Source organism: Microbacterium sp. PRC9, from assembly GCF_031844125.1.
Taxonomy (GTDB): Bacteria; Actinomycetota; Actinomycetes; order Actinomycetales; family Microbacteriaceae; genus Microbacterium.
On sequence record NZ_JAUZUR010000005.1, the window covers coordinates 199,015 to 218,802 of the forward strand.

General features: G+C 71.0%; 15 protein-coding genes. 9 read left to right on the plus strand and 6 right to left on the minus strand.

Features of this window, described 5'->3' with window-relative positions; genetic code table 11:
* Nucleotides 1-4 precede the first annotated feature (4 nt).
* Nucleotides 5-1,507: a carboxylesterase family protein gene (locus Q9R33_RS12600; RefSeq protein ID WP_311293989.1), complete on the plus strand. Its 1,503-nt coding sequence runs from the start codon at nt 5-7 to the stop codon at nt 1,505-1,507.
* A 97-nt stretch (nt 1,508-1,604) separates the two neighbouring features.
* On the opposite strand, the gene Q9R33_RS12605 is transcribed toward Q9R33_RS12600, so the two are convergent.
* The 4 genes from Q9R33_RS12605 to Q9R33_RS12620 are packed head-to-tail and all read right to left on the minus strand — an operon-like array spanning nt 1,605 to nt 5,573.
* Nucleotides 1,605-2,591 (minus strand): LLM class F420-dependent oxidoreductase, encoded by a 987-nt coding sequence (locus Q9R33_RS12605; protein ID WP_311293990.1) that lies wholly within the window; start codon nt 2,589-2,591, stop codon nt 1,605-1,607.
* A gap of 10 nt (nt 2,592-2,601) precedes the next feature.
* Entirely contained in the window at nt 2,602-3,636 is a 1,035-nt protein-coding gene (locus Q9R33_RS12610) for a site-specific DNA-methyltransferase (RefSeq protein WP_235560281.1), read from the minus strand.
* Nucleotides 3,615-4,664, minus strand: a complete 1,050-nt coding sequence (locus Q9R33_RS12615) for a biotin/lipoate A/B protein ligase family protein (RefSeq protein ID WP_311293991.1) — start codon at nt 4,662-4,664, stop codon at nt 3,615-3,617. Before Q9R33_RS12615 ends, Q9R33_RS12610 begins: the two co-directional genes overlap by 22 nt.
* A gap of 57 nt (nt 4,665-4,721) precedes the next feature.
* The gene (locus Q9R33_RS12620; RefSeq protein WP_056371747.1) at nt 4,722-5,573 is read right to left on the minus strand and encodes an alpha/beta hydrolase; all 852 of its coding nucleotides are present in this window, start codon (nt 5,571-5,573) and stop codon (nt 4,722-4,724) included.
* 110 nt (nt 5,574-5,683) lie between these two features.
* On the opposite strand from Q9R33_RS12620, the gene Q9R33_RS12625 reads away from it, so the two are divergent.
* Together Q9R33_RS12625 and Q9R33_RS12630 are read left to right on the plus strand one after the other, a co-directional pair.
* Nucleotides 5,684-6,157: a MarR family winged helix-turn-helix transcriptional regulator gene (locus Q9R33_RS12625; protein WP_056371749.1), complete on the plus strand. Its 474-nt coding sequence runs from the start codon at nt 5,684-5,686 to the stop codon at nt 6,155-6,157.
* Nucleotides 6,154-7,515, plus strand: coding sequence for an MFS transporter (locus tag Q9R33_RS12630; RefSeq protein WP_056371750.1), 1,362 nt, complete (start codon nt 6,154-6,156; stop codon nt 7,513-7,515). Before Q9R33_RS12625 ends, Q9R33_RS12630 begins: the two co-directional genes overlap by 4 nt.
* An 18-nt stretch (nt 7,516-7,533) precedes the next feature.
* On the opposite strand, the gene Q9R33_RS12635 is transcribed toward Q9R33_RS12630, so the two are convergent.
* Nucleotides 7,534-9,957 carry a glycoside hydrolase family 2 TIM barrel-domain containing protein gene (locus Q9R33_RS12635; protein WP_311293992.1) on the minus strand — a complete coding sequence of 808 codons (2,424 nt, stop codon included), beginning with the start codon at nt 9,955-9,957 and terminating at the stop codon, nt 7,534-7,536.
* Entirely contained in the window at nt 9,954-10,691 is a 738-nt protein-coding gene (locus Q9R33_RS12640; protein WP_056372038.1) for a TetR/AcrR family transcriptional regulator, read from the minus strand. The genes Q9R33_RS12635 and Q9R33_RS12640 overlap by 4 nt, the downstream gene beginning before the upstream one ends.
* 196 nt (nt 10,692-10,887) lie before the next feature.
* On the opposite strand from Q9R33_RS12640, the gene Q9R33_RS12645 reads away from it, so the two are divergent.
* From Q9R33_RS12645 to Q9R33_RS12670, 6 genes are all read left to right on the plus strand, one after another.
* Nucleotides 10,888-12,420: an ABC transporter substrate-binding protein gene (locus Q9R33_RS12645; RefSeq protein ID WP_056371755.1), complete on the plus strand. Its 1,533-nt coding sequence runs from the start codon at nt 10,888-10,890 to the stop codon at nt 12,418-12,420.
* Nucleotides 12,421-12,484: 64 nt separating this feature from the next.
* Nucleotides 12,485-13,426, plus strand: coding sequence for an ABC transporter permease (locus Q9R33_RS12650; RefSeq protein ID WP_056371757.1), 942 nt, complete (start codon nt 12,485-12,487; stop codon nt 13,424-13,426).
* Nucleotides 13,423-15,285, plus strand: coding sequence for a dipeptide/oligopeptide/nickel ABC transporter permease/ATP-binding protein (locus tag Q9R33_RS12655; RefSeq protein ID WP_311293993.1), 1,863 nt, complete (start codon nt 13,423-13,425; stop codon nt 15,283-15,285). Before Q9R33_RS12650 ends, Q9R33_RS12655 begins: the two co-directional genes overlap by 4 nt.
* Complete coding sequence (locus tag Q9R33_RS12660; RefSeq protein ID WP_310249064.1) at nt 15,282-16,130, plus strand: ATP-binding cassette domain-containing protein; 849 nt, start codon at nt 15,282-15,284, stop codon at nt 16,128-16,130. Before Q9R33_RS12655 ends, Q9R33_RS12660 begins: the two co-directional genes overlap by 4 nt.
* A gap of 87 nt (nt 16,131-16,217) precedes the next feature.
* Entirely contained in the window at nt 16,218-18,647 is a 2,430-nt protein-coding gene (locus Q9R33_RS12665; RefSeq protein WP_311293994.1) for a glycoside hydrolase family 3 C-terminal domain-containing protein, read from the plus strand.
* Nucleotides 18,644-19,774, plus strand: coding sequence for a serine hydrolase domain-containing protein (locus Q9R33_RS12670; protein WP_311293995.1), 1,131 nt, complete (start codon nt 18,644-18,646; stop codon nt 19,772-19,774). Before Q9R33_RS12665 ends, Q9R33_RS12670 begins: the two co-directional genes overlap by 4 nt.
* Nucleotides 19,775-19,788: the final 14 nt, after the last annotated feature.

Sequence of the window (19,788 nt, forward strand, 5' to 3'; positions counted from 1 at the left end):
CCCCATGACAGACACCACCAGCGCAGTCCGCTACGCGGAGGCCGACACCCTCACCGGGAGGGTGCGCGGCTCCTGGCGGGGCGAGCCGGGTGCCGGCGGATCGGCCGCGTTCCTCGGCATCCCGTTCGCGAAGCCGCCCGTAGGCGCGCTGCGCTTCGCCGCCCCCGTGCCCGCCGAGCCGTGGGAGGGCGTGCGCGACGCCCTCGCGTTCGGCGCCACCGCGCAGCGCGGCGACCCCGGCGTGACCCTGATCCCCGAGCCGTCGGTGCCAGGCGAGTCGACCCTCAATGTCAACGTCTTCACGCCGGCTCCCGGAGCGACGGATGCTGCGCTCCCGGTGCTCGTCTGGATCCACGGCGGCGGCTACTTCGCGGGGTCGCCCGCGAGCCCCTGGTACGACGGCCGGTCGTTCAACCGCGACGGCGTGGTCACCGTGACGATCTCGTACCGGCTCGGCTTCGACGGGTTCGGCTGGATCGAGGACGCCCCCTCCAACCGCGGCGTGCGCGACTGGCTGCTCGCCCTGCAGTGGGTGCAGGACAACATCGCGAACTTCGGCGGCGATCCGTCGCGCGTGACGATCGCAGGACAGTCCGCCGGCGGCGGCGCGGTGCTGACACTGCTCGGGATGCCGGCGGCCCAGCACCTCTTCCACTCGGTGTGGGCGCTGTCCGGCGCCACCGCCGACGTCGCGACGGATCGCTGGGAGGCCATCGGGCGTGACGTCGCGGCGCGCGTCGGCGTCGCCTCAACGCGCGCCGCGCTGTCGACGGTGCCGGAGGAGCGCCTCATCGAGGCGCAGAAGAAGGCGACGAGCGTGGCCGGCCCGGACGCCATCACCAAGCTGCTCGACGACGGACTGCTGCTCGGCCCGTCGATCGACGGCGACCTGCTCACCCGGCCCACGATCGCCTCGCTCGCGGCGGGCGTCGGCGCCGACAAGCCTCTCGTGCTCGGCGCGACCGACGACGAGTTCTCGATGGTCGTGGCGGGACGGGCGAAGACGCTCCGCTGGATCCCACTCGGACTCCTGCTCGGCCGGTCGGGACTCACGGGGACGCAGCGCAAGGCGTACCTCGCGGCGAACCAGGACGTGGTGGCGCGCGGACACGCGGCCGTGCTCGGCCGCTACATCACCGACCGCATGTTCCGCAGCGCCGTCGTCCGCACGGCGCGGGCACGCGGCGCCGCGCCGACGTGGGTCTACCGCTACGCGTTCCGCTCCTCGCGGCCCGGAGCGGTGAACGGATCGGCGGTGCACTGCATCGACGTCCCGTTCTGGTTCGACTGCCTGGACTCGGTGCAGATCGAGCCGCTCACCGGCCCGAACCCGCCGCAGCAGCTCGCCGACCAGACGCACGCTGCTGCGGTGGGCCTGATCGTCGACGCCGATCCCGGCTGGCCGGCATGGTCGGGCGCTCCGGGCACCACTCGGGTCTTCGGCGCGCCGGCGGGCTCCCCCGACGTCGACCCCCACGGCTACGCCGCCGTCGCGTCGCTGCTCTGACCTCGGACTCCCGCCGCCCCTGCAGCGCGGGAATCGCGAAAGGGTGGGTGCCCGCCGATCCAGCGGTGAGGACCCACCCTTTCGTGTACGCGACGCGTCAGGACAGCGCGGCGACGACCTCGCGCTCGAACAGCTCCACGCCCGAGAGGTCGTAGGCGGCCTCGGGGAAGTAGTTGATCGCATAGGCGATGCCGTGGCGCTCCCGCTCGGCGAGACGCTCGGCGACCTGCTCGGGGGTGCCGAACGCGGGCGACGTCAGGTAGTCGTGCTCGATGTGGTCGGCGCGCTCCTGCCCGACGTGCGGCAGCAGGCGCGCCTTGACCGCGGCCAGGCGGTCGCGCGCCTCAGCCTCGGTCGCACCGACGATCGTGTTGAAGTTCGACGTGCGCGTGATCTCGGAGAAGTCGCGGCCGAGCGCGTCGCAGTGCTCGCGCAGGATCGCGCTCTTGCGGTCGATGTCGTCGAGCGACCCGGCGTAGTTCGTGTACGACGCGTACTTCGCCGCGATCTTGAGCGTGACCTTCTCGCCGCCGCCGGCGACCCAGAGGGGGATTCCGCCGTCCTGCAGCGGCAGCGGCTGCACGATGGCGCCGTCCACCTGGTAGTACTTGCCGTCGAGCGTGGCACGCCCGGTCGTCCAGGCCTGCTGCATGATGTCGACGCCCTCGCGCAGCATCCGGAGCCGCTCGGGAACCGGCGGGAAGCCGTAGCCGTACGCCTCCCACTCGTGCTCGTACCACCCGCCGCCGATGCCCATCTCGGTGCGTCCGCCCGAGACGATGTCGACGGTGGCCGCGACCTTGGCGAGGTAGGCGGGGTTGCGGTAGCCCATGCAGGTGCACATCTGGCCGAGACGGATGCGGTCGGTCGAGGCCGCGAAGGCCGCCATGAGCGTCCACGCCTCGTGCGTCGCCTCGTCGCTCGGCACCGGGGTCGTGTGGAAGTGGTCGTAGACCCAGAGGGACTCCCACGGCCCGGCGTCGGCGCGCTGGGCGAGCCCCTTCATCACCGCCCACTGCTCGGAGGGATCGATGCCGACGAGATCGAATCGCCAGCCCTGGGGGATGAAGGTTCCGAAGCGCATGGTCCCCAGCCTAGGGACGCGTCCGCTCCGGCGTCGCACCGAACACCCGGGCGTGCGGCATCCGCTCGCGCATCACCGCGATCGCGGCGGGGTTGTGGTCGACGAGCACCGCATCGCGGCCGAGCGCCGCCGCGACCGCGCCGGTCGTACCGCTGCCGGCGAAGAAGTCGAGCACGCGGTCGCCGGGGCGCGAGGAGGCCTGCACGATGCGCCGGAGGATGCCCTCGGGCTTCTGCGTCGGGTACCCGGTCTTCTCACGGCCGGTGGTCGGCACGATCGTGTGCCACCAGACGTCGGTCGGGAGCTTTCCGCGCTCGGCCTTCTCGGGGGTGACGAGCCCGGGCGCCATGTACGGCTCGCGGTCGACGGCATCCGAATCGAACCAGTACGCCTTCGGATCCTTGACGTACACCAGGATCGTGTCGTGCTTCGTGGGCCAGCGCTTGCGCGTCTTCGCCCCGTAGTCGTAGGCCCAGATGAGCTCGTTGAGGAAGCGGTCGCGCCCGACGAGCGCGTCCAGCAGCACCTTGGCGTAGTGGGCCTCGCGGTAGTCGAGGTGCAGGTACAGGGTGCCGTCGTCGGCCAGCAGCCGCCACGCCTCGATGAGCCGCGGCTCGAGGAAGCCCCAGTAGTCGTCGAACCGGTCGTCGTACGCGCGCAGGTCGCCGCGGATGCGCTCGTACTCGCGCCCGTGGAACCCCCGACGCACGACGGATGCCGCCTCCTGCGCCGTCGCCGTTCTCAGGACCGCCTCGGGCGCGCTGCCGGCGGCCCCGCGGGAACCCGGGGCGACGGACGCGGTTTCGGCGGACCGGTCCTGAGAACGGTCGACCGAGCGTGCGGTCTCGAGCGAGCGTTCCTGCGAACGGCCGGTGTTGAACGGCGGGTCGAGGTAGATGAGGGTGAACGACGCGTCGGGCAGCCGACGGATCACCTCGAGGTTGTCGCCCTGGTGGATCTCGACGGACCCTCCGGCCGGCTCAGGGACCGGTGCGGGGTCAGGGACCGGTGCGGGCTCCGCGATCACGGGACCCGGCGAAGCCATGCGTCCGTCGCGAACTTCGACGCCACGAGCGCCTCAGCCTCGGCGTACTCGTCGTCGGTGATGTGCCCGGGGACCGCGCCGTACAGGTTCGTGAAGGTCTCCTCGAGCTTGGCGATGATCGCCTCGCGCGGCAGGCCCGTCTGGCGGCGCAGGGGGTCGACGCGCTTGGCCGCCGACGTCGTGCCCTTGTCGCTCAGCTTCTCGCGGCCGATACGCAGGACCTCGGTCATGACCTCGCCGTCCATGTCGTAGCTGAGGGTCGCGTGGTGCAGCACTCCCCCGTTCGCGAGGCGCTTCTGCGCGGCGCCGCCGATCTTGCCCTGCGGCGAGGCGATGTCGTTGAGCGGCTGGTAGGTCGCCTCGATGCCGAGCGAGCGCAACGCCTGCAGCACCCAGTCGTCGAGGAACGCGTACGAGTCCGCGAACGTGAGCCCGGCGACGAGGGATGCCGGCACGTACAGCGAGTAGGTGACGATCGAGTTCGCGCCCATGAGCATGGCGCCGCCCCCGGAGATGCGGCGGACCACGTCGTAACCGTGCGCGGCAGCGCCGTCGGGATCGACCTCGTTGCGGAGGGACTGGAACGAGCCGATCACCACGGCGTTCTCGTCCCACTCCCAGATGCGCAGCGTGGGCCGCCGGCGGCCGTCGCCCACCCGGCCGGTGAGCACCTCGTCGAGCGCGAGGTTCATGCGGGGCGAGACCGGCTTCTCGTGCACGATCTCCCAGTCGAAGTCGCGCCAGCCCGGGGCCGTCACGAGTGCGCGGCGGACCGCCGTGCCGACGGCCTCGGGCGTGAAGCCGAGCAGCTGTGCCCCGTCGGGGAGAGCCGAGCGGACGGCGGCGGCGATGGCCGCGACGTCCGCCTCGATCGGGAGCCCGTTGACGGCGGCGTCGATGTCGGCGAGCGCGTCGTCGGGTTCGAGGAAGAAGTCCCCCGCGAGGTGGAAGTCCGCGATGCGTCCGTCGCGCTCCTCGAGGTCGACGACCACGAGCTTGCCGCCGGGCACCTTGTATTCGCCGTGCATGGGCTTCAGCCTATTCGCGCGGCGGGCACGGACGCCGATCGGGGGGCGCCGCCGCACTCAGGTGCGGTCCGCGATGTGCTTGTCGAGCCAGGCGAGCAGGTCCGCACGGACCTCTGCCTGCATGACCTCGTTGAAGATCTCGTGGCGCGCGTCCGGGTACACGAGCGTCGTCACGTCGGTGAAGCCCGAGCGCGTGCGGTACGCATCGGCCAGCCGGTGGACGCTGCGCGGACCACCCACGGTGTCGTCGCGGCCGATCATGAGGAGCGTCGGGATGTCGACGCCGAGGTTCTTGCGCGGCTTGCCGTACATGCGCAGGGAGTCGATCACGCCGATGAGCTTGATCGGATCCTCGCTGGTGGTGAGCGGATCGTCGAGGAAGGCCCGCCCCACTGACAGGTCGCTCGACAGCCACTCGGTGCCCATGGCGCCGGGACCGTCCCACGGCTTGTTGAGGCCGCTGGTGTGGATCGAACCCGGCATGCGCAGCGCCGTGCCGGTGAGCACGAGCTCGTCGTACGCATCGGGGTGCTCGTTGACGAGCATCTGGGCGAGCACCGAGCCGCCGGAGTGACCCAGCAGCACGAGCGGCAGCCCCGGGTTCTCGGCGCGGATCTGCTGCGTGAACTGCCACATCGTGGCGAGCGCTCCGCGCAGGCCGCCGGGACCCAGATGACCGAGGCGGGAGACGTCACCGCCGTGCTGCGCCATGCCCGTGCGGCCGTGGCCGCGGTGATCGGCGGCGTACACGATGTACCCGGCGCCGGTGAGGGCGGCGATCAGGTCGCCGTATCGTCCGGCATGCTCACCGACGCCGTGCAGCAGCTGCACGATCGCCCGCGGCTCCACCTGCGCCGGATGGACGTCGTAGTAGATCGTGATGTCGTGCGCATCGATGAACTCGGGCATGCGGAGAAGTCTAGGGGGACGCTCCCCGCCCCTCGGCGGTGCTTCGGCCCGCAGCATCCGTATCATCCGGCTTTATTTAGCCAAACTAATGAGCTAGGCTAACTAACCGGATGAGCAGCAACGAGACTTCAGATTCAGACACCGGCCCCGATGCCGGCCCTCACGCCGACCTCTCGCCCGCCGCCTCGCAGCTGCGCATCGCGACGTTCCGCCTCGCCCGACGCATGCGCACGCAGCGCGCCGTCGACTCGATGAGCGACGGGCAGTTCGCGGTGCTCGCCGCCCTCAAGGTGCACGGACCCCACACGCTCGGCGATCTCGCCGAGCGTGAGCGCGTCTCTGCCCCGTCGATGAACCGCACCGTCAACTGCCTGCAGGACTCCGGATACATCGTGCGCGGCGCCGACGAGCGGGACGGCCGCAAGGTCGTCATCTCGCTCACCCCCGAGGGCGTGGCGGTCGTCGAAGAGACCGCCCGTCGCCGCGATGCGTGGGTCGAGGCCTCGCTCGCCGAACTCTCGCCCGCCGAGCGCGAGACCCTCGCCGCCGCGGCCGACATCATGGAGCGGATGGTGGCCCGATGAGCGCCATGTTCCGCTCGTTCTCCGCGTTCAACTACCGCGTCTGGTTCATCGGCGCGCTGGTGTCGAACATCGGCGCGTGGATGCAGGCCACCGCGATCAGCTGGGTGGTGCTCACCGAGCTGACCGACAACGACGCCGCCGCGATGGGCGTCACGATGGCGCTGCAGTTCGCCCCGCCGCTGCTTCTCGTCGGCGTCACCGGGCTGGTCGCAGACCGCTTCGACCGCCGCAAGCTGCTCCTCGTCACGCAGAGCCTGCTGCTCCTGCTCGGCGTCGCGATCGGCGTGCTCATCTTCGCCGGCGCGATGACGCTGCCGATCATGTACGGGTTCGCGCTCGCACTGGGCGTCGTCGCCGCGTTCGACAACCCCGCCCGCCAGGCCTTCGTGTCGGACCTCGTCGCCCGCGAGAACGCGTCGAACGCGGTCGCACTCAACGCGGCGTCGTTCAACGGCGCCCGCATGATCGGTCCGGCGGTCGCGGGCATCGTCATCGTCGCGATCGGCACCGGGTGGGTGTTCGTCGCCAACGCCGTGACGTTCCTCGCGATGCTCGCCGCGCTCGTGCTGATCCGCACCCATGAGCTCGTGCCACGCGTGAAGGCGCCGCAGTCCTCGCGCCTCGCCGACGGATTCCGCTACGTCGCCGGCCGCCCCGACCTCATCGTGACGTGCGCGATGGTGTTCCTGATCGGCGCGTTCGGCATGAACTTCCCGATCCTCGCGTCGACCATGGCCGTCGAGTTCGGCAAGGAGGCCGACGGCTTCGGCCTGCTCAGCTCGATCCTCGCGATCGGCTCCGTCGCGGGCGCGCTGCTCGCCGCCCGCCGCGACCGCGCACGGCTGCGCGTCCTCATCAGCGGCACCGCGATGTTCGGGATCGCCGCCGTGGTGTCGGCGTTCATGCCGACGTACTGGCTCTACGCGATCACCCTCATGTTCACGGGCTTCGCCGTCGTCACCATGATGACCACCGCGAACGGCTACGTGCAGACCACCACCGACCCGGTGCTGCGCGGCCGGGTGCTCGCGCTGTACATGGCGATCCTCATGGGCGGCACCCCGATCGGCGCGCCCATCGTGGGATGGGTGGCCGGCGAGTTCGGACCGCGCGCGGCGATCCTCGTCGGTGCCGTCGCCGCGTTCGTCGCCTTCGCGATCGGCGCCACGTGGCTGCTCTGGTCGGGGCGCCTGCACCGCCACGAGCAGAAGCGGTTCCGCCTCACGCTCGACGAGACGCGTCCGCTCACCATCGTCGCCCCCGAGGAGTTCAGCGACGAGGTCGCCGGCACCACGCCGATCCGCGTGCTTCCGAGCGACGAGGAAGACAAGCTCCGCGCTCGCGCCCGCGCAAGCTGACCCGCCGATCCCGCGACTTCAGGAGACGGTGAGCGCGACGGATGCTGCGGCCAGCCCGTCGGCGGTCACCCTCACCGTCGCCGATCCCGGCCCCGTGGGCCGGACGATCGCGAGGGCGCGCCCGTCGTGCGTCGTGACGGCGGGGCCCGCGAACGACTCCTCGGTGCGGATGCGTCCGGTGCCGAGTCCGACGAGTTCGGCGTCGCCGTCGACGGTCACCGTGACGAGCCGGTCGGCGTCGACGGCGACCACGCCGTCCGCGTCGGCCAGCGAGATCGCGACGAACCCCAGCCCGTCGGAAGAGATCTCGGACTCCTCGACGGATGCTGCGAGCCCCACCTCGCCGGCCGTGCGCAGCGCCGTGCGCCCGACCTCGACGCCGCCGCTGCGCGCGATCGCGACGAGCTCGCCCGGGCGGTACTCGGTCTCGAAGCGGGCGCGGAACGCCTTCTCGGTTCCGACCGCGGTGACGCCGAGCGAGACGCCATCCCGCAGCAGCTCGACCTCCTCGGCCGGCGCGTAGACGTCGACCGTGACGCGGGCGCCGGGCTCGGCATCCCACGTCCACGACGACACCGAGTCGTCCCAGGACCACGGCGTCGTCGCGGTGGGCCGGCCGTGGTGCCGCGGCGGGTGCACGGCCAGGTAGGGCTCTGCGCGCAGGCCGAACACGATCTCGCGGTAGTACGAGACCGGGCGCCGGAAGCCCGTGATGTCGATGTCGCCGCACCCGGCGAGCAGGTGCGGATACGGGCCCGCCGTGCCGGTCGGCTCGTAGCCCGGCTCGTCGGTGTAATCGACGCGGCCGATGCCGGCCTCGCCGAGGTAGTCCCAGCCCGTCCAGGTGAAGTCGCCCACGACGTGGTCGAGCCGCTCGACGAGGTCCCACATCTTCTCGATGCGCGACGGGAAGGTCTCGGACCCCACGATCACGCGGTTCGGGAACAGCCCGCGATCGAGTTCGTACCGCGACTCGGCGTAGTTGAACCCGACGACGTCGAGCACCGATGCCGACTCCTCGGTCGACGCGGTGACGAGCTCCGACGCGTTGGCGCGCGCCATCGTGTCGCCCATCGTCGCCATCATCGTGTTCGGATCGGTCGGCCCGGTCTCGTCGGAGTCCTCGGGGCGGCCCATCTTGTCGAGATTCGCGATGATCCCGTTGATGCCGTTCGTGACGAGGCGCGTGTCATCGGCCTCACGGAAGGCATCGGCGAGTCGCCGGCTCCACGCGGACCCCGCGGGCGTCGCCAGCTCGAGGATCTCATTCCCGATCGAGTACATGATGACGCTCGGGTGGTTGACGTCCTTGGCGACAAGCGCTTCGACGTCGTGGCGCCACCGGTCGGGGAAGCCCGGAGCGGCGTCGAACGCGACCTTCGAGCGGGTCCAGGTGTCGGTGAGCTCGTCCATCACGAGCACGCCGTGCCGGTCGCACGCGTCGAGCATGGCGCGACTCATGGGATTGTGCGAGCTCCGCAGCGCGTTGAACCCGGCGGCCTTCAGCAGACGCACACGCCGGTCCTCGGCCACGGCGAACGTCGCCGCGCCGAGCGGCCCGCTGTCGTGGTGCACGCACGCGCCCCGCAGCTTGACGGTCTCGCCGTTGATCCGCAGCCCGCGCGCCGCATCGACCTGCAGGCGACGGATGCCGAAGGTCGCGGCATCCGTGTCGATCAGGTCCCCGCCCTCGTCGGCGAGGATCGTCCGCACGCGGTGCAGCGCGGGGGCGTCGACGCTCCACAGCGCAGGGTCGTCGACCGCGAGGCGCACGCGGGCCACGGCCTCGGCGTTCGCAAGCACCGTCACCGGCGCCGTTCCCGTCGCGACGTCGGAGCCGTCCGGCGCCTCCACCGTCCAGGTGAGTCGCAGCGTGCGGGTGCGGCGCGTGCCGTTTCGCACCGTGGTCGCGACCTGCACCACCGCCCGATCGGCGTCGATGTCGGGCGTCGTGACGCGCGTCCCGTCGAGCGGGATGTGCACAGGATCGGCGACGACGAGGTGGACCGGGCGATAGATTCCCGCGCCGGAATACCACCGGCTGTCGCGGTGTGCGCGCGCCTCGACCGTCACGCGGTTGGGCTCGCCCGGCCGCAGGTACGGGTCGAGCACGGCCTCGAACGCGTTGTATCCGTTCGGCTCGTGCGTCACGGCATCGCCGTTGACGAACACGACGGCGTCGCGGTAGACGCCCTCGAACTCGAGGCGCACGGTCTTGTCACGCCAGTCGTCGGGAACGTCGAACGTCTTCGCGTACTCGAAGACACCGCCGGGGACGTACCCCGTGTGCACGCCCTGGTCGCTGTCGGCCGAGCGCGGGAGGTCCCGCACCGCGTCGTGCGGCAGCCGCACCGGTCGCGGTGCGGACTCGGGCGTCGGCGCCTCGAACGCCCCGAGCTTCGGACCTGCTGTCCAGCCTTCGAGGAACGGCTCGCGGATCATGCCTGCTCCTCCGACCGCTCCGAAGCGGACTCGCTGCCGGCCTCGACGGCTGCCGCCTGAGCATCCAGAGCGTTCTCGATCGAGACGAGGTCGTAGCCGCGGATGAGGGCGCGGAGGGTCTCGTGGAGCGCTTCCGCCATGTCGGTCGAGTCGGGAGCGAGCAGCCACTGCACCTGCAGACCGTCCATGAGCGCGATGATGGCGACGGCCGCACGCCGGGGGTCGACGCCGTCTACCAGGCGTCCCACTGCGGCGGCGCGCTCGAACGAGCCCGTCACGCTGGTCCGGACCTCGTTGTAGCGGTTGACGAAGTAGTCGTGCGCGGGGTGGGACGGCGCGGTCGCCTCTGCCGACAGCGTCGTGTACAACTCGACGATGCCGGGCTGCGCCGCGTTGAACCGCGCCAGCTCGGCGAGCGCCCGCAGCGCCTCGACGCCGTCGGGGAGGTCGAAGTCGACGCGGGCGCGCGACAGCTCGTCGCGGTGCTCGAGCAGCGCCATCAGCAGGGCGCTCTTGCTCCGGAAGTGGTGCAGGAGGCCCGCCTCGCTCATGCCGACGCGCTCCGCGACCTCCCGGAGGGATCCTGCCCGGTATCCCGACTGCGAGAACACTTCGAGCGCGGCATCGAGGATCGCCGTGCGTGTCTCTGCCGACTTGGCGTACTCGCCCCGCGGCTTGCGCGTCCTCGTGGGAGCGGTCCCCGCCTTTGTCTGAGCGGCAGTCGTCTCGGTCATCGTCACACCGTATCCCCGCATCAGCCGGGGCACCTCCATCGGTGCCCGTCGGGGTCCTCTTCTTCCGTTCTATAACGAATTCCTAATGCTCGCTAGTTTTTTAGCCCAAAAACCTAGCGGTCGCTAGAAATTGCTGTTAGCGTCTCCCGGCAGATGGCGATCCGCAGGGGCATCGCCACAGATGAAGGGACCAAGGATGTTCCGTTGGAAGGCCACAGCAGCCACCATCGCGATCGCCGCACTCGCCCTCACCGGCTGCGCCGGTGCAGGAGACGACGGGTCGGGCGGGAGCGACTCCGGTCGGGCAGACCGGCTCACGCTCACCGCGATCATCGGCCCTACGAGCTACGACATCGGGCAGGGCGCCGAGTACGGCAACCGCAGCCCCTTCTTCCAGGCCGTGTTCGACACGCTCCTGCAGAAGAACTCCGACGGTGAGATCGAGCCCTGGCTCGCCACGGAGTGGGAGTACAACGAAGACAACACGGTGCTGACGCTGACGCTCCGCGACGACGTCGAGTTCACCGACGGCACCAAGCTCGACGCCGACGCCGTCGTGGCGAGCCTCGAGCGCTTCCGCGACGGCACCTCGCCGCAGGCCGCGACGCTGGCCGGCAAGGAGTTCGCGGCCGTCGACGCCACCACCGTGACCATCACGCAGGACGCGCCCGACCCGTCCCTGGTAAACATGCTCTCGATCGCCCCCGGCCTCATCCAGGCGCCGTCCACGTTCGACGACCCCGACTCGGCCACCGAGCCGATCGGCTCCGGCCCGTACGTGCTCGACACCGCGGCGACCGTCACCGGCACCACGTACGTCTACACGGCCAACCCGGATTACTGGAACCCGGATGCCGTCAAGTACGACAACCTGACGATCAACGTCATCGAGGACCCGACCGCGACGCTCAACGCCCTCAAGGCCGGCGAGGCCAACGGCGCGAAGATCGTGAACAACGACACGATCCCCGAGATCGAGGCATCCGGCTGGACGATCGAGTCCAACGAGCTCGACTTCCAGGGTCTGCTGCTGTTCGACCGCGCCGGAACGATGGCGCCCGAGCTCGCCGACGTCAAGGTGCGCCAGGCGATCAACATGGCGTTCGACCGCGAGGCGCTGCTGGAGGCGCTGCAGGCAGGCTACGGAACGGTCACCGAGCAGGTCTTCCCTGCGACCTCCGTCGGCTACGACGAGGCCCTGGACAGCACCTACGAGTACGACCCCGAGGGCGCCAAGGAGCTCCTCGCCGAGGCCGGCTACCCCGACGGGTTCTCGATCGACATGATGTCGACCCCGGCGTTCCAGACCACGTTCGACCTGGTCGCGCAGCAGCTCGCCGACATCGGGATCACGGTGAACTACACCGACCCCGGCACGGGCAACTTCATCACCGACATGCTCGCCCCGAAGTACCCGGCGACGTGGATGGCGCTCGAGCAGAACCCGGACTGGCAGCTGATCAACTTCATGATCGCTCCTGATGCGACGTTCAACCCGTTCCACTCGCAGGACCCGCAGGTCGACGAGTACATCTCGACGATCCAGATGGGAACCCAGGAGGAGGCCGACCAGGCGACCAAGGACCTCAACGCCTACCTGGTCGAGCAGGCCTGGTTCGCACCGTTCTACCGGGTCCAGGGCACGTACGCGACCGACGCGAACACGAACCTCGAGTTCTGGCCCACCAACGCCTACCCGTCGATCTTCGACTTCTCGCCGAAGAACTGAAACCTCTCCCCGCCCGCCCGCACGCCGCGGGCGGGCGGGGAGACACCACCCACGGGAAAGCGACATGCTCTCATTCATCCTCCGGCGCGTACTGTCGGGCGTCATCCTCATCGCGGTGATCTCGTTCCTCGCGTTCGTCCTCCTGTACGCCGCGGGCGGCGACATCGCCCGCCGCATCCTCGGCGAGAACGCCACCGCCGAGACCGTCGCCAAGAAGACTGAGCAGCTCGGGCTGGACCAGCCGCTGCTGCAGCAGTACTGGAACTGGGTCACCGGCGCCCTCACGGGCGATCTCGGTCGCAGCTGGTTCACCGGCGAGCTCGTCTCGACGAGCGTCAGCAACCGCCTCGCGGTCACCCTCGCGATCGTGATCGGCGCGACCGTCGTCTCGGCGATCGTCTCGGTCGTGCTCGGCATCCTCGCCGCCCGCCGCGGCGGCTGGGTCGACGGCAGCGTCCAGGTGATCTCCCTCATCGGCTTCGCGATCCCCGGCTTCCTCATCGCACTGGGCCTCGTGCTCGTGTTCGCGATCAACCTGGGCTGGTTCAAGGCGACCGGATACGTGCCTGCGACCACCTCGGTGTCGGGCTGGCTCTCGTCCGTGACGCTGCCCATCGTGGCGCTGTCGATCGGCGCGATCGCGGCGGTGTCGCAGCAGGTCCGCGGCTCGGTCATCGACGCGATGTCGCGGGACTACGTCCGCACGCTCCGCTCGCGCGGCCTCAGCACGAACGCGGTCGTATACCGCCACGTGCTCCGCAACGCCGGCGGCCCCGCACTGGCGGTGCTCGCCGTGCAGTTCATCGGCCTCCTCGGTGGGGCCGTCATCGTCGAGCAGGTCTTCGCCATCCCCGGCATGGGCCAGCTCACCGTCCGCGCCACCACCCTCGGCGACATCCCGGTCGTCATGGGCGTCGTGATCGCCTTCGCGGTCATCGTCGTCATCGTGAACCTCCTCATCGACCTCGCCCAGGCGGCGCTGAACCCGAAGGTGCGACTCTCATGACCGCCATCGACGTCCCCCTCGACGTACCGGTCGCGCCGGTACGCGTCTCGCTCTGGCGCCGGCTGGTGCGCCGCCCCGTCGGCCTCGCCTCGCTGATCTTCCTCGTGTTCCTGGGGATCATCGCGATCATCGGGCCGTGGATCGCTCCGCAGGACCCCAACTACGCCGACATCCGCAACGTCCTCGCGTCGCCCAGCGCAGAGCACCTCCTCGGCACCGACGGCAGCGGCCGCGACGTGTTCTCGCGTCTGCTGGCCGCGACCCAGACGACCGTCCTCGCCGCTCTTCTCGCCCTCGTGGTCGCGCTCGTCCTGGGTGTGGTCAGCGGCCTCATCGCCGGCTACTACCAGGGCTGGTTCAACAACGCTGCCACGTGGGTCACCGAGCTGAACATGGCCCTTCCCGGCATCGTGGTGCTGCTCGCGGCGCGCGCCGTGCTCGGCCCGTCGGTCTGGATCTCGATGTTCATCTTCGGCATCCTGCTCGCGCCGGCGTTCTACCGACTGGTGTACGCGTCGGTGACGGCGGTGCGCACCGAGCTCTACGTCGACGCCGCCCGCGTGTCGGGCCTCAGCGACACGCGCATCATCGGCCGCCACGTGCTCTCGGTCGTGCGGGCTCCGATCATCATCCAGTCCGCGATCATCGCCGGCATCGCCATCGCGATCCAGTCCGGCCTCGAGTTCCTCGGCCTCGGCGACATCGCCGTGCCCACCTGGGGCCAGATGCTCAACGACGGCTTCAAGAACATCTACAAGGAGCCCCTCCTGATGCTCTGGCCGTCGCTCGCGATCGCCCTGACCTGCATCGCGCTGACGCTCCTGGCCAACGTGATGCGCGACGAGATCGAGCGCACCGTCTCGGTGCGGCGCAAGCGCCGCCGCGCGGTCGCGACCGCGACCGGCTCGGTCGCCGCCGTCACGACGTCGGTGGGACTCAGCGGGGGCGACGTCGTCGACCTCGACGAGCCGCCGATCTTCGAGACCGACGGCGTCATCGTCCACAAGGGCGACGCGCGCAGCAAGGCGACCGAGAAGGTGCTCGACGTCCGCGACCTGCACGTCGGCTACGACCAGCCCGACGGCTCGCACATCGAGGTCGTCCACGGCGTCTCGCTCGACATCCGCAAGGGCGAGGTACACGGTCTCATCGGCGAGTCCGGCTCGGGCAAGACGCAGACCGCGTTCGCGGTGCTGGGCCTGCTCCCCCGCGGCGGCCACGTCACCGGCGGCTCCATCCTGTACGAGGGCACCGAGATCGCCGGTGGCGACGACCGCGCCTACGCGGGCCTGCGCGGCAAGCGCATCGGGTACATCCCGCAGGAGCCGATGTCGAACCTCGACCCGTCGTTCACGATCGGCAGCCAGCTGGTCGAGCCGCTGCGCAAGAACCTCGGTCTCTCGAAGAGGGCGGCCACCGACCGCTCGCTCGAGCTGCTCGCCCGGGTCGGCATCCCCCACCCGAAGCGCACGTTCGACGCGTACCCGTTCGAAGTCTCGGGCGGCATGGCGCAGCGCGTGCTCATCGCAGGCGCGGTGTCGACCGACCCCGACCTCATCATCGCCGACGAGCCGACCACGGCCCTCGACGTCACGGTGCAGGCGGAGGTGCTCGAGCTGCTGCGCGACCTGCAGGCCGAGCGCCACATGGCGATGCTCCTGGTGACCCACAACTTCGGCGTCGTCGCCGACCTGTGCGACCGGGTGACCGTCATGCAGAGTGGCCGGTTCGTCGAGCAGGGACCGGTGCGCGCGATCTTCAACGACGCGCAGCACCCGTACACGCAGGCACTGCTGGACGCGATCCTCGACGAGGGTCCCGCCCGCGGTCCGCTCGTCACGAAGGGAGCACGGGCATGAGCACTCCGCTGCTGGACATCAAGGACCTCGTCGTCGAGTACCCGGGCAAGGGCTTCCGCGCCCAGCCGTTCCGGGCCCTCAAGGGCGTGTCGCTCGACATCCTTCCTGGTGAGACGGTCGGACTCGTCGGCGAGTCGGGGTCTGGCAAGACCACTCTCGGCCGCGCGGCCCTGGGCCTCGCACCGGTGACCGAGGGGTCGATCGTCTACGACGGCAAGGACATCTCGCACCTCAAGCGCCAGGAGCGCCGCGCGCTCAGCTCCGAGATCCAGGTCGTCTTCCAGGACCCGTACTCGTCGCTGAACCCGTCGATGACGATCGAGCAGATCCTCACCGAGCCGCTCACCGCGGCCGGGGTCTCGTCGAGCGAGGCGAAGTCGCGGGTGCGCGATCTGCTCGACCAGGTGGGGCTTCCCGCCGACGCGCGGGGACGCCTCCCCCGCGAGTTCTCGGGCGGCCAGCGCCAGCGCGTCGCGATCGCCCGGGCGCTCGCCCTGCGGCCGCGGCTCATCGTGTGCGACGAGCCGGTGTCGGCGCTCGATCTGTCGACCCAGGCTCGTGTGCTGGACCTCTTCATCGACATCCAGAACCGCACCGGCGTCGCCTACCTCTTCGTCACGCACGACCTCGCGGTGGTGCGCCACATCAGCCACCGCGTCGCGGTGATGTACCGCGGCGAGATCGTCGAGACGGGCGACGGCGACCGGGTGACCTCAGACCCCCAGCACCCCTACACCCAGCGGCTGTTCATGGCCGCGCCCGTGCCCGACCCCGACAAGCAGGAGGAGCGCCGCATCGCGCGACGTGCACTCCTCGACGCCGAGGCGGCCGCGGGCGTCCTCTGACACGACGAAGCAGCGACCCGGCCCATGAGGGCCGGGTCGCTGCATCCGCCCCCACTGACCCTCCTTCCGAGAACGGAAACTCCCCCGATGACCGAGACCGCCACCTCCACGCACCCCGAGTCGGTGCTGCACCTCGTGCCGCTGCTCGAGCGCCTCACCCTCGAGCAGAAGGCGGCTCTCGTGCAGGGTGCCGACTTCTGGACGACCGTCCCCGTGCCCGAGATCGGGCTGCGCGCGATGACCCTGTCGGACGGCCCGGCCGGCGTCCGCGGTCCGCGCTGGGACGAGCGCGAGCCGTCGCTCAACCTGCCGTCGGGATCGGCGCTCGCCGCCTCCTGGGACGTCGACCTGGCCTACCGGTACGGGGCGGCCGCAGCATCCGAGGCCCGTCGCAAGGGTGTCGACGTCGTCCTCGGACCGACGATCAACCTGCACCGCTCGCCGCTCGGCGGCCGCCACTTCGAGTGCTTCAGCGAGGATCCCGAGCTGAGCGCCGAGCTCGCCGCCGCGTACGTGCGGGGCCTGCAGGACAACGGCGTCGCCGCGACGCCGAAGCACTACGTCGCCAACGACTCCGAGACCGACCGCTTCACCGTCGACGTCCGCGTCGACGAGCGGGCGCTGCGGGAGCTCTACCTCGCCCCGTTCGAGCGCGCCGTCGAGGCCGGAGCCTGGACCATCATGAGCGCCTACAACGCGGTCGACGGCGTCACGATGACCGAGAACGACCTGCTCGAGACGCCGCTCAACTCGGAGTGGGGCTTCGACGGCGTCGTGATCAGCGACTGGACCGCCGTCCGTTCGCTCGGCTCCGTGCCGGCCGCGCAGGATCTCGCGATGCCCGGTCCCGCTCCCGCGTGGGCCGACCTGGTGGACGCGATCCGCGACGGCCGCGTGAACGAGGCCGACCTCGACCGCAAGGTGCTGCGCCTGCTGCTGCTCGCCGAGCGCGTCGGGGCCCTCGGTGACGCGACCCCTCTCGAGCCCGCTCCGCTCGACGGCTCCGCGTTCGCGCGCGATGCCGCCATCGAGGGCACGGTGCTGCTGCGCAACGAGGGCGTCCTGCCGTTGGATGCCTCGTCCCTCGGCCGCGTCGCCGTCATCGGGCAGAACGCCCGCGAGGCGCGCACGCAGGGCGGCGGCAGCGCCACGGTGATCCCCGAGTCCGTGGTCTCGCCGCTCGAGGCGATCCGCGCCGCGGTGCCGGCGGCCGAGGTGAAGTTCGAGATCGGCGCAGTCGTGCAGGAGGGGGTCGCCGAGATCCCCCTCGCACAGCTGACCAACCCGGCGACCGGTGAGGCCGGCATCCGTGTCGCGTTCTTCGACGCCGACGGCACCGAGCTGTTCGCCGAGAACCGTCGCTCCACGGCGCTGGTCTGGTTCGGCGGCGACGCCCCGATCTCGGCGAGCGCCACGGTGGTGTTCGAGACGGTGTACACGCCCGCCGAGTCGGGCGACATCGAGCTCGGCTTCGCCGGCGCGAACCCGGGCAGGCTGTACGTCGACGAGCGTCTCGTCCTCGACGACGCCCCGGTGATCGAGGGCACCGACCTCGGCGCGGCCTTCCTCAACCCGCCGTCGATCACCGCCACGGTCGCCGTCGAGGCCGGCCGCGAGACCGCCGTCCGCGTGGAGTTCACGCGCGAGAGCCACGGCGCACTGTCCGGCGCCCTCAGCGCCACGCTGGGCATCGCGCCCGAGCGCACCGATCCCGACGAGCTCATCGCGCGCGCGGTCGCGGAGGCCGCGGCATCCGAGGTCGCGATCGTCGTCGTGGGCACGAACGCGAAGGTCGAGTCGGAGGGCTACGACCGTACCAGCCTCGACCTCCCCGGCCGCCAGGACGACCTGGTGCGCGCCGTCGCCGCCACCGGAACCCCGACGATCGTCGTGGTGAACGCCGGTTCGCCGGTCGTGCTGCCGTGGGCGGACGAGGTCGCGGCCGTCGTGCAGGGGTACTTCGGGGGCCAGGAGTTCGGGCACGCGATCGCCGACGTGCTGACCGGAGCCGCCGAGCCCGGCGGGCGCCTGCCCACGACGTGGCCCGCGGCCCTCGCCGACGTGCCGGTGACCGAGGTCGTTCCGACCGACGGCCGGCTCGACTACCGCGAAGGGCTGCACATCGGCTACCGCGCGTGGCTGAAGGCCGATGCCGAGCCGGCGTTCCCGTTCGGTCACGGGCTCGGTTACACGACATGGTCGTGGGGTGCGGCGCAGCGCATCGGCGACACGGTCGAGGTGACGCTCGCGAACACCGGCGACCGTGCCGGCAAGCAGGTCGTGCAGGTGTACGCCGAGCGCGCGGAGTCCGCGGTGGAGCGCCCCGAGCGCTGGCTCGTCGGCTTCGCGACCGTGCACGCCGCACCTGGCGAGACCGTCACCGCGACCGTCCCCGTGCCGGCCCGCCGCCTCGCCCACTGGGCGGGCGAGTGGGTCGTCGAGCCGGGCGCGTTCACGCTCCGTGCCGGCGCGTCGGTGGTGGACCTGCCGCTCGCGGTCGACTGGACCGCTGCGTGAAGGCGCTCGACACCGCCCACCTGAGCGGGAGCGCAGACGAGCGGCTGGAGGAGGTCGTCACGCGCCTCGACGGCCTGCTCGGGGCCGACCCCGATCTGTCGTTCCAGGTCGCGGCGTTCCACGAGGGCCGGCCGGTGCTCGACGCGTGGGGCGGACCGCACCTGGCCGAGGACTCGGTCATCGTGCCCTACTCGGTCACGAAGAACACGATCGGGCTCTCGGTCGGCCTGCTCGTCGAGCGCGGCGAGCTCGACCTCGACGAGCGCGTCGCGACCTACTGGCCCGAGTTCGCGGCGAAGGGCAAGCAGCATGTGACGGTGCGGCAGCTGCTGTCTCACCAGGCGGGCCTCCCGCAGGCGGACCCCGCGCTCAGCTGGGACGAGCTGCTCCACCACCACGCGGCGGCGGAGCGCCTGGCGGCGAGCCGGCCGTACTGGCACCCGGGAAGCGCGTTCGGCTATCACGCCATCACGATCGGCAACCTGGGCGACGAGCTCGTCTTCCGGGTGACCGGCCGCACGCTCCACGAGTTCTACGAGCAGGAGATCCGCGCGCCGCACGGCATCGACTTCTTCCTCGGCCTCCCGCCCGAGCACGAGGGCCGTCGCGTCGACGTGTTGCCGATGATCAAGCCCGTCTCCGACACGTCCGCGCCGACGTTCTCGGCCCTGGGCCCCGTCGTCTTCGGCTCGATGGGCGGCGACGTCGACCTCGGCAACTCGCGCCGCAGCTGGGAGTACGGCCACCCGGCCGGCTCGGGGACCGGCACGGCCCGTGGTATCGCGCGACTGTTCGCGGCGGCCGTCACCGGCGTCGACGGCGCCGAGCCCTTCCTCAGCGCCGACACGGTCGCCGAGATCGGACAGCAGCAGATCCGCGGGTACGACGAGGTGCTGCACCAGCAGGATCGCGCCCACGCGATCGTGTTCCAGAAGCCGTCGCAGCAGCTCGCGTTCGGCGGGCCGCGCGCGTTCGGCCACGATGGCGCGGCCGGCGCGCTGGCCTGCGTCGACCCCGACACCGGCCTCGCGTTCGCATGGACCATCGCGCGCGGCCCGTGGCCGGGCGGGGCGGACCCGCGCGCCGTGGCACTCGCCCGGGAACTCGGCATCCGTCTCTCGTCCTGAACCTCGCCTCCGAA

What these genes read in the sequence shown, in the direction of transcription:
- Q9R33_RS12660 (WP_310249064.1), top strand. Translation starts at nt 15,282, where the DNA reads ATGAGCACTCCGCTGCTGGACATCAAGGACCTCGTCGTCGAGTACCCG.
- Q9R33_RS12635 (WP_311293992.1), bottom strand. Translation starts at nt 9,957, where the DNA reads ATGATCCGCGAGCCGTTCCTCGAAGGCTGGACAGCAGGTCCGAAGCTC.
- Q9R33_RS12600 (WP_311293989.1), top strand. Translation starts at nt 5, where the DNA reads ATGACAGACACCACCAGCGCAGTCCGCTACGCGGAGGCCGACACCCTC.
- Q9R33_RS12625 (WP_056371749.1), top strand. Translation starts at nt 5,684, where the DNA reads ATGAGCAGCAACGAGACTTCAGATTCAGACACCGGCCCCGATGCCGGC.
- Q9R33_RS12620 (WP_056371747.1), bottom strand. Translation starts at nt 5,573, where the DNA reads ATGCCCGAGTTCATCGATGCGCACGACATCACGATCTACTACGACGTC.
- Q9R33_RS12630 (WP_056371750.1), top strand. Translation starts at nt 6,154, where the DNA reads ATGAGCGCCATGTTCCGCTCGTTCTCCGCGTTCAACTACCGCGTCTGG.
- Q9R33_RS12610 (WP_235560281.1), bottom strand. Translation starts at nt 3,636, where the DNA reads ATGGCTTCGCCGGGTCCCGTGATCGCGGAGCCCGCACCGGTCCCTGAC.
- Q9R33_RS12650 (WP_056371757.1), top strand. Translation starts at nt 12,485, where the DNA reads ATGCTCTCATTCATCCTCCGGCGCGTACTGTCGGGCGTCATCCTCATC.
- Q9R33_RS12640 (WP_056372038.1), bottom strand. Translation starts at nt 10,691, where the DNA reads ATGACCGAGACGACTGCCGCTCAGACAAAGGCGGGGACCGCTCCCACG.
- Q9R33_RS12645 (WP_056371755.1), top strand. Translation starts at nt 10,888, where the DNA reads ATGTTCCGTTGGAAGGCCACAGCAGCCACCATCGCGATCGCCGCACTC.
- Q9R33_RS12605 (WP_311293990.1), bottom strand. Translation starts at nt 2,591, where the DNA reads ATGCGCTTCGGAACCTTCATCCCCCAGGGCTGGCGATTCGATCTCGTC.
- Q9R33_RS12655 (WP_311293993.1), top strand. Translation starts at nt 13,423, where the DNA reads ATGACCGCCATCGACGTCCCCCTCGACGTACCGGTCGCGCCGGTACGC.
- Q9R33_RS12615 (WP_311293991.1), bottom strand. Translation starts at nt 4,664, where the DNA reads ATGCACGGCGAATACAAGGTGCCCGGCGGCAAGCTCGTGGTCGTCGAC.
- Q9R33_RS12665 (WP_311293994.1), top strand. Translation starts at nt 16,218, where the DNA reads ATGACCGAGACCGCCACCTCCACGCACCCCGAGTCGGTGCTGCACCTC.